The organism is Cellulomonas soli (assembly GCF_013409305.1).
Classification (GTDB): domain Bacteria; phylum Actinomycetota; class Actinomycetes; order Actinomycetales; family Cellulomonadaceae; genus Cellulomonas; species Cellulomonas soli.
Genome location: NZ_JACBZJ010000001.1, coordinates 1,763,819 through 1,775,884, shown reverse-complemented (window position 1 = coordinate 1,775,884; position 12,066 = coordinate 1,763,819). Strand labels below are relative to the sequence as shown.

Annotated in this window: 12 protein-coding genes; 5 read left to right on the top strand and 7 right to left on the bottom strand. The window is 71.2% G+C overall.

The window, feature by feature from the left end; genetic code table 11:
• Positions 1 to 145: 145 nt before the first annotated feature.
• From BKA22_RS08240 to BKA22_RS08220, 5 genes are all read left to right on the top strand, one after another.
• Positions 146 to 2,020: a S8 family peptidase gene (locus BKA22_RS08240; protein WP_146953356.1), complete on the top strand. Its 1,875-nt coding sequence runs from the start codon at positions 146 to 148 to the stop codon at positions 2,018 to 2,020.
• Between the two features lie 278 nt (positions 2,021 to 2,298).
• Positions 2,299 to 2,499 carry an SAV_915 family protein gene (locus tag BKA22_RS08235; RefSeq protein WP_146953357.1) on the top strand — a complete coding sequence of 67 codons (201 nt, stop codon included), beginning with the start codon at positions 2,299 to 2,301 and terminating at the stop codon, positions 2,497 to 2,499.
• Positions 2,496 to 2,786, top strand: a complete 291-nt coding sequence (locus BKA22_RS08230) for a hypothetical protein (RefSeq protein ID WP_146953358.1) — start codon at positions 2,496 to 2,498, stop codon at positions 2,784 to 2,786. The genes BKA22_RS08235 and BKA22_RS08230 overlap by 4 nt, the downstream gene beginning before the upstream one ends.
• Positions 2,783 to 4,012, top strand: a complete 1,230-nt coding sequence (locus BKA22_RS08225) for a hypothetical protein (protein ID WP_146953359.1) — start codon at positions 2,783 to 2,785, stop codon at positions 4,010 to 4,012. The genes BKA22_RS08230 and BKA22_RS08225 overlap by 4 nt, the downstream gene beginning before the upstream one ends.
• A 305-nt stretch (positions 4,013 to 4,317) precedes the next feature.
• Complete coding sequence (locus tag BKA22_RS08220) at positions 4,318 to 4,887, top strand: hypothetical protein (protein WP_146953360.1); 570 nt, start codon at positions 4,318 to 4,320, stop codon at positions 4,885 to 4,887.
• Positions 4,888 to 4,992: 105 nt separating this feature from the next.
• On the opposite strand, the gene BKA22_RS08215 is transcribed toward BKA22_RS08220, so the two are convergent.
• The 7 genes from BKA22_RS08215 to BKA22_RS08185 form a co-directional block, all read right to left on the bottom strand.
• Positions 4,993 to 5,676, bottom strand: coding sequence for a response regulator (locus BKA22_RS08215; RefSeq protein ID WP_146953361.1), 684 nt, complete (start codon positions 5,674 to 5,676; stop codon positions 4,993 to 4,995).
• Positions 5,664 to 6,893, bottom strand: a complete 1,230-nt coding sequence (locus BKA22_RS08210; RefSeq protein WP_146953362.1) for a sensor histidine kinase — start codon at positions 6,891 to 6,893, stop codon at positions 5,664 to 5,666. Before BKA22_RS08210 ends, BKA22_RS08215 begins: the two co-directional genes overlap by 13 nt.
• Before the next feature lie 407 nt (positions 6,894 to 7,300).
• Positions 7,301 to 7,603 carry a hypothetical protein gene (locus tag BKA22_RS08205; RefSeq protein WP_146953363.1) on the bottom strand — a complete coding sequence of 101 codons (303 nt, stop codon included), beginning with the start codon at positions 7,601 to 7,603 and terminating at the stop codon, positions 7,301 to 7,303.
• Between the two features lie 406 nt (positions 7,604 to 8,009).
• Positions 8,010 to 9,212 (bottom strand): ABC transporter permease, encoded by a 1,203-nt coding sequence (locus tag BKA22_RS20315; protein ID WP_146953364.1) that lies wholly within the window; start codon positions 9,210 to 9,212, stop codon positions 8,010 to 8,012.
• Positions 9,209 to 9,889, bottom strand: coding sequence for an ABC transporter ATP-binding protein (locus tag BKA22_RS08195; RefSeq protein WP_223203616.1), 681 nt, complete (start codon positions 9,887 to 9,889; stop codon positions 9,209 to 9,211). Before BKA22_RS08195 ends, BKA22_RS20315 begins: the two co-directional genes overlap by 4 nt.
• Positions 9,879 to 11,162, bottom strand: coding sequence for a peptidoglycan-binding domain-containing protein (locus BKA22_RS08190; protein WP_146953365.1), 1,284 nt, complete (start codon positions 11,160 to 11,162; stop codon positions 9,879 to 9,881). The genes BKA22_RS08195 and BKA22_RS08190 overlap by 11 nt, the downstream gene beginning before the upstream one ends.
• Before the next feature lies 1 nt (position 11,163).
• Complete coding sequence (locus tag BKA22_RS08185; RefSeq protein WP_146953366.1) at positions 11,164 to 12,063, bottom strand: hypothetical protein; 900 nt, start codon at positions 12,061 to 12,063, stop codon at positions 11,164 to 11,166.
• Positions 12,064 to 12,066: the final 3 nt, after the last annotated feature.

The window sequence follows — 12,066 nt, the reverse complement described above, 5'->3', positions numbered from 1 at the left end:
TTGGACGTCTGACCAGCACAGATACCGCCGTCACTCGTCCGGAGATGCTTGTCATGTATCCATTGACCTGCGTCAGGGGCACCTTTACGGTGTCCCCGACGACGCAGGTCGTCCCCCGTGCTTCCGACAGAGAGGCAGGACAGACATGACACTTCCCACCCACGCACGAGCCGCGGCCGCCGTCGCCGTCGGGCTCGTGCTCGCCTCCACCACGACGACCGTCGCGCTCGCCGCGGTCGCCGCACCCGGGGCTGCACCCGGAACCCTCCCCGCCGCAGCGCCGGCAGCCGTGGCACCCGCCGCGCCGGCCGACCCCGGCACCACCGACCGGCTCATCGTGAAGTACCGCGGCCAGACGCCCGGGTCCACACCCGGCGCGACCGTGCAGACCGTGCGCGGCAACCGCATCGAGGACGCCGCCGCGCCCTACGGCGCCGGCGCCGAGCACGTGCGCGACACCACGCAGGGCGCCCAGGTCTGGTCCCTCGGCAAGGACCTGGCCGTCACCGACGTGCAGGCGATCGCCGCGCAGGTCGCCGCCGACCCCACCGTCGAGTACGCCGAGCCCGACCGGCTCCTGCAGCCGCTCGCCGCCGCACCCGACGACACCCGCTGGGCCGACCAGTGGGACCTGAAGACCACCGCGGTCGGCCTCGACGTCCTCACCGCCTGGGACACCACGCGCGGCGCCGGCGTCAACGTCGCCGTGATCGACACCGGCTACCGCCCGCACGCGGACGTCGCGGCGAACATCGTCGGCGGCTACGACCTCATCTCCGACACGACCGTCTCCAACGACGGCAACGGCCGCGACACCGACGCGTCCGACCCCGGCGACTGGACCACCACCAACCAGTGCGCCAGCGGCTGGACCGCCACGAACTCCAGCTGGCACGGCACGCACGTGGCCGGCACGATCGCCGCCGTCACCGGCAACGGGCTCGGCGTCGCCGGCATCGCCCCCGCCGCGAAGGTCGTGCCCGTGCGCGTCCTCGGCCGCTGCGGCGGCTACACCTCGGACATCGCCGACGCCATGGTCTGGGCCTCGGGCGGCACCGTCAGCGGCGTGCCCGCGAACGCCAACCCGGCACGCGTCCTGAACCTCTCGCTCGGCGGCTCCGGCACGTGCGACACGACCAGCCAGAACGCCATCACCGCCGCCCGCGCCAACGGTGCGGTCGTCGTGGTCGCCGCCGGCAACTCCAACACCAACGTCTCCGGCTCGAGCCCCGCGAACTGCTCGGGCGTCGTCGCCGTGGCCGCCTACGGCCCGACCGGGGCCCGCGCGTACTACTCGAACTACGGCACGCTCGTCGACCTCGCCGCACCCGGCGGCGACACCTCGGGCGGCAGCAGCAACGGCATCCTGTCGACCCTCAACACCGGCACCACCACCCCCGGGTCCGACACGTACGCCTACTACCAGGGCACCTCGATGGCCACGCCGCACGTCGCCGCCGTCGCCGCGCTCATGATCTCCGCCAACCCCTCGCTCACGCCCGACCAGGTGGAGACCCTGCTCAAGTCGAGCGCCCAGCCGTTCGTCGCGACCTGCACCAGCTGCGGCGCCGGCATGCTCGACGCCGCCACCGCGGTCGCCGCCGCGGTCGGGGGCACGACGCCCACACCCACACCGACGCCCACCCCGACGACCCCGGCCGGCACCATCGTCGAGTCCGAGGCGAACAACTCGCGGGCGACGGCCGACCCGGCCACCCGACCCTCGACGTTCACCGGCACGATCGGCTCCAGCTCGGACACCGACTACGTCTCGGTGCCCGTCCCCGCGGGGGCGACGCTCACGGTGACGCTCACCGCCGGGGTCTCCACCGCCGACTACGACCTGTACCTGTACAACTCCTCCGGCACGCGCATCGCCACCAGCACGTACGGCGCCGGGCAGGTCGACACCGTCACCTACACGAACAGCGGAACCGCGAGCGCGACCTACTACGCCCGCGTCCTCTACTACTCCGGTGCCACCGGCACGACCGGCACCTACACGCTCGCGATCAGCTGACCCGGGCGCACACCCGCCAGACCTGGACGCCCGCCCCTGTGCCGACGGGGGCGGGCGTCCGGCTGCCCGACGGATCCGCGAGTGGACGCGACGACGCCGGTCGATACGCGCGAGCAGCACCGCCGTCGCGCACAGTGGAGAGCCAAGGGCTGTAGCCCCCGGCCGCCGACTACACTTGACAGATCGAATCGGGGGCAGGAGAGGCGAATATGCCGCAGGACATGCCACCGGTCGTCTACGTACCCTGTTCGGGCGACTAGGCGACCAACGACCTTCGGGTGTCACTTCGCACGACCAAGGACGGCCGGATCGCGCTCCTGGCTTACACGGCACTCGATCGACTCCGAGCGGGCGCTGGCTCGGTGCCTTGGGCGCTGCTCTCCATCGCTCAATTGCAGAAGGTTCATGATGTCTCACCGTACGACGTCATCTATCTGGACGTCCGCATCCCCGAAGAGCATCGGGGCACGTTCGGATGAGCGATAGTTTCGAAGTAAATTACGCCGAACTCGAGGCAATCATCAGCCGCCTTGGATATGCTTCGGACGATCTTGGCGGCGCGAGGCGTACCGCACCCACAGACGCACCCGCAGGTGTCGGTGGTGCAGCCGCCGCAGCGATGGTCGCGCATCTGCTCCGCAGCGCGTCGACCCTGTGCCAGGGACTTGAAGGCGCAATTGCCGGGGTCACGCAGACGCGAGATGACTACCGTCTTGTCGATCAGCGGGTGGCTGATCGCGGCGTTCGCATCATGGAGCCGCAGTGACATCACTGACGACGCGCATCGATGCTGACCCTGCAGGGCTTCGAGCGGTGGCAACGTGGCTACGGGACCACCTTGGCGGCGCCGGGAGCATGGCTGAGACTGCGCTCGACTACTGCCGCACAGATCGTGGGGAGTGGACGGGCGCTGCGGCTGAGGCATTCCGCGCGCACGTCGGCGAAATCGCCGCCTATACCCAGGATATCGGCACCTCCGCGCACGCGGCCGCTGCGGGTTTGGAGGCTTGCGCGGCCGAGGTGGAACGGGCCCTAGTTGAGGTGTCCGCGCTGCGCTCCAGCGCGAAGAGCGCAGGCCTAGCCGTTACCCCCACAGCAATAGTGGCACCCGCCTCCACGGGGCCGACGCCGCAACTGCCAGGTGCTGTTGCTTCAGCGGCCGATCGTGCCCTATTTGCATCTGAGGCCAGCGCCCGAGCACGAGCCTTGACGCTGGCCGATGCGTTCGCCGTCGCCTGCACGTCGATGGACGCCGTCTCGGTGCGTCTGGCAACGGCTGCGGCTAACCTCGAACAGGTTCGCGCGAGCGTGGAGCTCCTGTCGGTGCCCGTGATCGACCTAGCAGCCGGCGCATTCATCTCGGCACGCGTCGAGCAAGGCGTGGCGTCTCTCTATGGGCAAGCGCGATGGCTCCGCGACAGCGCAGACCTCTTGGAGGCCAACACGCGCCTACCCGGGGCGAGTTCCTTCCCAAGTCAGCTCTACGACGATCTCGACGAAGCTGCCCGCCTACGGACCCAGTCCCTCACGGCCGTGGACGATGCCGCTCGCCTGGCCCGAGCAGGGCGGATCGTTGGTCCGGTCGTCGGATTGCTCGTGACAGGCGTCTCCATCAAGACCGACATCGATGCTGGCGAGAGCGAGGAGCAGGCAGTCACATCGAACGTCGCTGGGCTCGGCGCCTCGATCGCGGCGGGCGCCGCCACCGGTGCGGTCTTGGGGACATTCTTTCCCGGCCTCGGCAACGTTGCCGGCGCAATCATCGGAGCGGCCGTCGGCACCGTGGCCGGGATCATCACGTCAGGGATGGTTGACAGCCTCTTCGAGAATGGGCCGGATGTCGGCATGGCAGCGGAGAGCGGCTGGAATGACCTCGTGAGCACGGGCACGGCAGTCGTCGATCTGGCGACGGCAGGCGCTGAGGCAACCGGTGACGCGCTTGACGCGGTCGGCGACGGCCTGACGGATGCCTGGAAGGGACTCTTCGGATGATCGGTACGCCGCCCTCGCGAGGCGCCGACCCCAACGGTCCGTCGCGGCCGGACGCGGCCGACAGGGCCGAGCTGAACCGTCGTCTGGACTCCCAGGCGCGCGATGCCCGTCGACTCGAGGTGCCCGTCGCGTGCGTGATCGCCACGTTGGGACTTCTCGTCGTCGCCGGCGGGACGGCACACCCGGCGCTGCTCACCGTGGGCGCGTGGCTCCTCGCGCTCTCGGCCGTCATTCTCTGGGGGCGCTCGACCCGGAACAGGGTCGAGCGAGGCACGGGCCCGCGCGGACCGTCACCACGACTGACCTTGCTCGACGGCGAGCCTGCGACGGCGATCACCGCCCCTGCCCTCCGGCTGGCCGGAACGCTCACGCTCTGGCTGCTTCTGGCCCTACCTCTCCTCGGAGGCGGTCTGACCCTGTTGCTCGGAGGTGCCATCGGGGCCGGGGTACTGCTCGCCGGAGCCGGCGCCTTCTGGCTCGTCCCGGTCGCGCTCACCGCCGCGGGGCGCATCTGCGCAGGAGGAGTCTGGCTGACCCCCTCGGCGGTCGTGGTCCGAGACCACGGGCTGGAGTCACGGATCGTGTGGTCAGGGCTGGCAACGGTGGCGGGCGGCGAGGATCCGAGTGTCCGCCAGGGGGTCGTCCTGCTTCGTGCGAGTGCCACGGCGGGCGGCATTCATCGTCGGCGCTCCCGACCGTGGCCGATCTCGGTCCAGACGGCCGGACCGTCGATCGCGGTGATCGACGCGCGATGGTTGTCGGTCGACGCCCCTGCGCTGGCCGGCGCCATCCGGCACTACCAGCGCTCTGGGACCGCTTCGGAACTCGGCTCTCCTGCGAGCCTCCGGACCCTTGAGCGGTTCACCCCCAGCTGATCGGCGTCGACATTCTGCTCAGTCTGGCGTCTCCATTCTGCTCAGTTCGGCCTCTGACCTGCACGTTCGTCGGTGGTACCGGGAAGCCCGCAGAACCGGTCCCGATCAGCCCGCGACCTCGGCGTCGTGCACGCAGATGGCGATCTGCACGCGGTTCTCGGTGCCGAGCTTGTCGAAGAGCCGCCCGATGTGGGTCTTGACCGTGGCGACGCCCATGAACAGCTCGGCGGCGATCTCGGCGTTGCTCAGGCCGCGCCCGACGGCGAGGGCGACGTCGTGCTCACGTGCGGTCAGGCCTGCGAGGCGGCGGCGGGCGTCCTGGCGTCGGGTGTCGTCGGGCTGACGGGCGACCGCGGCGACGAGCTGGTCGGTGACGGACGGCGAGAGCGTGGAGCGCCCCTCGGCGGCCAGGTGCACGGCGGCCACGAGGTCGGCGGGTGCGGTGTCCTTGAGCAGGAACCCGGCGGCGCCGCGGCGCAGCGCGGTGAGCACCAGGTCGTCGGTGTCGAACGTGGTCAGGACGACGACCTTGACGTCGCTCGTGGCGGCGCGGATCGCCTCGAGCGCGGCGAGGCCGTCACGCCGGGGCATCCGGATGTCCATGAGGACGACGTCGGGCCGCAGCCGCAGGACCAGCTCGGTGGCCTCCAGGCCGTCGGCCGCCTCGCCGACGATCTCGATGCTGCGGTCGCCGCCGAGGATGAGCCGCAGGCCGGTGCGGACGAGGGTGTCGTCGTCGGCGAGCACGACGCGCACGGTCGGGGTCGGCTCCGGGGTCAGCTCTGCCACGGCAGCCAGGCTCTCACGACGAACACGTGGCCCGGCCGGTGCCCGTAGGTGAGCTCACCCCCGGCGAGGCGAGCCCGCTCGACGAGCCCGGTCAGGCCCATGCCCGCCCCCGGCACCGCGGGTGCCGCCTCCGGCAGGCCGTCGCCCGGGTCGGTGACGGGCAGCGGGTTGCTCACCTCGATGACGAGCCGGTCGCCGGGCGTGCCGCTCAGCCGCAGGCGTGCAGGACGGCCGGGCGCGTGCTTGCGCACGTTGGTCAGCGCCTCCTGCACGATCCGGTAGGCGTTGCGCCCGACGGGGCCGGGCAGGTCGGCGGCCGCATCGCCGACCGTGTCCTCGACATCGAGCCGCGTGCCCGTCGCCCGGAACTCCGCGAGCAGCTCGAGCAGGTCGCACAGCGTCGGCTGCGGCCGGTCCGGCTCGAGCCCGCCGACCGGGTCGCGCAGCACCCCCAGCACCTGCCGCAGCTCGGTCAGGGCCCGGTGCGCGTTGTCGCGCACAACAGTCGCCGCCTCCGCCGTCTCCTCGCGCGTCAGGTCCGTCCGGTACGCCAACGCCCCCGCGTGCATCGCCACCAGCGAGATCCGGTGCGCCAGCACGTCGTGCATCTCGCGCGCGATCCGGCTGCGCTCCGTCAGCCGGGCCCGGTCCTCCAGCCCCAACCGCTCCCGGTTCGCCGCCTCCACCTGCGCCCGCAACGACGCCAGCAGGTCCCGACGCCCCCCGATGTACGCGCCCGTCGCCACGCAGAACGCGTACGCCAACAGGTCGCCACCGACGACCAGGCTCCAGTGCATCGGCTCGAGCGTCACCGAGATGCGGTCGTACACCAGCCCCGAGGCCGTCCACACCGCGCCGACCACCGCGATCTGCTTCCACCGCCGGTGGGTCGCGTGCGAGATCACCATGATCCCCGCGGCCGCCAACCCCAACGACGAGAAGCCCGCCGTCACCGCCGCCAGCAGCGCCAAGGGGAACGGCCACCGGCGACGCCAGGGCAGCAGCACGATCGTCGCCAGGCCCAGCACGACGTCCACGACGATCTGGCCGGGCGTCGGTCGGGGCGGGTCGACGACCATGATCGCGAACGCCCCGGCACCCAGCAGGCACGCCAGCAGCAACCGCCACGTCGTGCCCCACACCGCACGGCCACGTCCCCGACGCGCACCGGAGGCAGGCGGGGCGAGCGAGGCGACGGACGCCGGGGCGGTGGGCATGGCGCCAGGCTAGGGTCCACCGACCCGCGGGCGGCTCCCGCGCAGGTCCCCTGCCGTGTCCGACCAAAGTCGGGGCGTGCCGGGCGCCGGGCCTACAGCTTCTTGCCCGGGTTGAGGATGCACGTCGGGTCGAGGACGGCCTTGATGCCGCGCTGCAGGGCCCGGACCGTGCCGCCGAGCTCCCCCTCGTGCCCGGAGCCTCCGACCGAAGCGTCGCACGGCCTCCTGACCAGCGAACCACTCCCGCCAGCGACCCGGCCGAGGCCACAACAACGACCCGGTAGCGAGGCGCCCACCAGCGGCGCCCGCGCCACTGATCCACCGCGAGCGAGCCGGCACCGAGAACTCGGCCGTCTGCATCCGGGTGGTGTGAGATCGGGGCGGACCGACCGCCGATGCTCGAGCCGCTATGGGACGAGGACGAGTGCCGACGCCACCGCAAGGGCGATCGCGAGGTCGAGCGTCGCGGGCTGCGTCCACCATGACGGCAGCGCAGAACCCACGTCCGCGAACTGACGCTTCCGCCTGTCGTCGACCTCGTTCAGCCCGGCGCGGATCGACCATGCAACGGCGATCGCGCCGACCAGGTATGCCGGAGCGAGCACGGCCGAGTAGAGGCTCACGCTCGGTGCGGCGAGCGCAAGAACCAGCAGCGCCAGGACGCTCAGTCCGATCGCCGCAAGGACGAGCAGGCCGCTGGTCGCAAGCATGAGAGCGCGTCTCGCCGCGGGGTCGGGCCTCGGCCCGAATGCGGCACCGACCGCGGTGCGCACCCGCGTCGAGTCCCCGTGACCCGCGACCTTGGTTGTCGCCTGCGCAACCACGACGACGATCCACCACCACGGGCTGCGGCTGGTCAACGCGCGGTACCTCATACGAAGAGCCCCACGGCTGCGCTCAGCATGGCTCGCCGCGGCGGGCGACTGCGATCACGTCACGCGGTAACTCCGGCCGGTATGCGACAGGCACGATGCTGATCCTTCCAGCGAGGACCACGTCCTCGCAGCCCAGGAGTCAACCGAGCCCGGGGCGGTCCCGTTCGCCGTGGTGGTTCGCCTGGGTGTCACGCACCGAGGTCGGCCCCATCGACTAGGTGTGGCTTGCCGCTTCGCCGCTCTAGTTGCGCAGGGTGGTTGCCGGGTTGATGCGGGCGGCCCGCAGCGCTGGGTACAGGGATGCGAGTGCTCCGACCGCCAGGCCGGCGGCGGGTGCGAGAAGCAGCAGGGTTCGGGCGAGGACCGGCTCCCAACCGTTCGACTTCGCCAGCGTGACGAGGGCCAGCTCGCCGGCGATGGTGCCGACGATCGCGCCGGCGAGGCCCAGGGCGGCCCCTTCGAGGAGGAACTGCACCAGGACGTGCCGCCGGGCTGCGCCGAGAGAGCGGCGGAGCCCGATCTCGCCTGAGCGTTGGGCGACCGACATCAGCATCGAGTTCATGATGCCGATTGCGCCGATGATGAGGGAGAGCGCGGCTGCGCCGTAGGCGAGGGTGTTCAGGGAGGTCTGCACGCTCCCGCGCAGGGCTGCAGGCTCGGGTGGCACCAGGACGCCGAGCCGCCCGGGGTTGTCCGGTCGTACGGCGACGGGAAGCTGGTTGGCGACCTGTGAGGCGGTGCCGAGCTCCACGCGGACGATGGCGGACATCTGCATCGGTGGAGCGGGGGTGTTGCCGGGTTCGATGGGGGCGGTGGTGGTGACGATCACCGCCCCGCTGAGCTCGGTGGCTGTACCGGCGTCGGCGAGGATCCCGATGACGAGGGTGTCGATGGAGCCGATGCGGATGGCGGTTCCCGAGCGCGTGGCCGGGACGCCGAGGCTCTTGGCGGCTGCGGCGCCGAGGACGGCGACGGGTTGGTCGAGGTTCGCGATCGTGGCGTCGGGTAGGCGTCCCGATGCGAGGGTGGCGCCCACGGCGTCGAGGAGTCCCGGGTCGACGACCAGGACCGGCAGAGTGCTGGGTTCGGCTGCGCTGGATGCGGCGACGTCGAAGTTGCCGGCCTCCCACAGTCGGCCGCCTGCGACGACACCCCCGATCTGGGCGATGCGCGTCTCGAAGTCGTCGGGCATGGCCGCATCGGTGGCGGTATCGGCTTGGGTGTCTCGGATGCGCAGCTGGGTTGCTGTCAGCTCGTCGAAGGTCTGGTTGATCTGTGAGCTGACGGTCTGGGACCACCCGACGGTGACCAGGAAGACCGCGATGCCGAGGGCGACGCCGATGGCCGTGATGAGGGACCGTCCTGGGCGGCGAGAGATCGCGGCGACGCTGTGGCGCGTGATGAGCGCCCAGTCGGCCCCGTGGCGCCGTGAGCGCGTGCTCACGGCTGGACTCGCCCGTCGCGCAGGTGGATCTGCTGGCCCGCTCGTGCCGCCGTGCTGAGGTCGTGGGTGACCATCACCAGCGCGACCCCACCGGCCACGATGGCGTCGAAGAGGCGCAGCACGTCGGCGGCGGATGCGTCGTCGAGGTTGCCGGTCGGTTCGTCGGCGAGGAGCACCAGGGGGCGACGCACCAGGGCTCGCGCGATCGCCGCCCGTTGTTTCTCTCCGCCGGACAAGGTGGTGACGGCCATGTCTCGTCGGTGGGTCAGGCCCACCTGCTCCAGCAGCGCGTCGATGTGGTGCGTGCGCTCGCGACGGGGGCGGCGGCGGTAGGTCAGGCCGAGCTCGACGTTCTCGGCGACGGTGAGATACGGCACGAGGTGGAACGCCTGGAAGACGAAGCCGAAGGTGCTCGCGCGCAGCTCATCGATCTCGCGCGCCGGCAGTGCACCGGTGTCGCGTCCGTTGAGGAGGTAGCGGCCGCCGGTGAGCGACTCGAGCAGTCCGAGGACGTTGAGCAGGGTCGACTTGCCGGACCCGGATCGTCCCGTGATGGCCAGCGACGTGCCGGCTCTGACCTGGAGGCTGATGCCGTTCAGCGCCCGAACCCTCGAGTCCCCGGCGCCAAAGGCACGGGCTGCGTCTTGCAGCTCGAGCAGCGGCGGATCACTGCTCACCGATGACCACCTCGTCGCCGATGGTGAGGTGGCCGTCGAGGACCGAGAGGGCGACGTAGCCCTCGGCCGAGGCGGTCACCGACACGGTGACCTGCTCCGTCGTCGGGGCGGCCATCGCACTCGAGGCGGGGGTCGCTCGCTGGACGTACATCGTTCCTGTGGTGTCTTCGAAGACGGCGGACACCGGCACGACCAGGTCGTATGGCTCGGCCTGGCCGACCGTGATCGTGAACTGCCCTGCCTGCCCGTAGAAGTCGGCGGTCACCGGTGCCGGCAGGTCGAGCGCAACAGGGTAGGTCGGGGTGCCGTTCGCGTCGACGGAGGCTTGATCTGGGAGCTGCGGCAAGGGAAGGGTGATGGTCCACGCGTCGCGGCTGATCGTCACGGGCGTGCCGGCGGCGATTGCTGCGCGTTGGGCCGCACTGAACGCGATCGTGAACCTGTCTCCCGTGAGGGTCAGGCGCAGCGCGGGTTGGGTGTCGATGACGGCACCGACGGCTCCGATGCTGACGACTCGCGCCGCGGCTGGCACGAACAGCAGCTCACCTCGGGCGGCGATGGCCGTCGGTGCGGGGCTCGGTGTCGGTGTCGGGGCGGCGGTCTCGGCCGGTGGTGCCGTGGCCGACGGGTCGGCTTCGTCGGCTGCCGCACGCTGATACGCCGCTGTGGTGACCTGGGCCGTGGTGACCGTCGGGGTCGCGGTGCTGGTCGTGGTGGCTCCGTCGCCGGATGCGGTGGTGGGGGTCAGTGCCGCTGTGGCGGATGAGACGGGCTTGTAGCCGGCTCGCCGGTAGAGGCTCTCCAGGCCCCGTGCCGTGGCGGTGCCGAACGTGCCGTCGACGGTGGTCTTGATGCCGCAGTCGTTCAGGGCCTGCTGGAGCTGGCTGACGTCGGGCCCGCTGTCGCCGACCGTCAGGTCCCGGTAGGCCGGCAGAGTTCCGCCGAGCGCGATCACCGGGCGTCCGCTGACCTCGATCAGCGCGTCGCACAGCTGGACGTCCGCTCCTGCTGCGACCGGTGCGGCGGTCACGACAGCACTCATCCCGGCGGGTGCGGCCACGGACACGGTCAGCTCGGCGCCGGTGGAGAAGGTACCCGTGCCCGTGTACTGCGTCGTCAGCGGTCGAGACTCGACCGGGGCGGTGAGCACGCTCTGCGGGACGTCGACCGTGACGTGCTCGTCGGGCGAGTGGAGCAGCATGCCCCCGGCGACGCCTGCTGCGACCAGCAGAACTGCGACCGCGGAGGTGGCAATCGCTCGTGTGGCGCGCACGTCAGCTCGTCGCTCGCGTGGCCGCGTCGTCCTGCAGCTGCAGCCACTCGGTGACGATCCCGGGGTACTTGTCGAGCTCGGTCTGCGTCAGCTCGGCGCGAGTCTTCGACCAGGTGCGCAGCAGCCCTGACTCGTGCTGGCAGGTGGCCGACGCGACTGCCACCGGGATCTCAGCAGCGGTGGGCAGGTCCGTGGCGAACCGTTCGTCGTTGTTCGCGTCCATCGGCGTGGCGTAGTCGAACCCCGCCTGCGCCATGCACGTGCTCCACTTCTGGTTCGCGGCCTTGACCTCGGGGTTCTCGGCGACTTCGTCACTGACCGCCAGCAGGATGTCGGCCGCGACGTTGACGATCCTGTCCTGCTGCGCCCACTGAGGGGTCACGCTGTCCTTGGCCTTGCCCGAGCACGAGTCGGGGTCGTAGGTGGCGATCACCGTGCCGTCCTTGTCGGCGACCTCGGTGTCGGCTTCCCCGAACAGTGCAGGGTCGTACCCCTCTGCCCGGGTGGCCGCTGCCGCGCCGGCCGCCGGCTGGTTCTGGACCCAGCTCGCTGGGTGAAAGCCGTACTGCGCGGCGGCCTCGGGGTCGGTCACCGAGTAGGTGTACTGGGCATCTGCAGCGCCCCTCCGCTGAGGGAAGGCGTCGCCGGCCTGGTAGGTGAAGCCCGCCTGAGCCATGCACTCGGACACGACCTCCTCGAGGGAGGCAGTGATGAGGGACTGCTGGGTCGCATCGGGGAACATGATCGGGTCCAGCGGGTTGGCGTAGGCCCCGGCGATGAGGGACGAGTCGCTCACCTGCGCCGTGTTCTCGGGCTGCGGGCTCTCGCTCGAGCAACCGGCGGCCAGCGTGGCGACAGCGACCAGCAGCACGGCAGCGACGAGGGATGCTCGGCGGGTCATGGC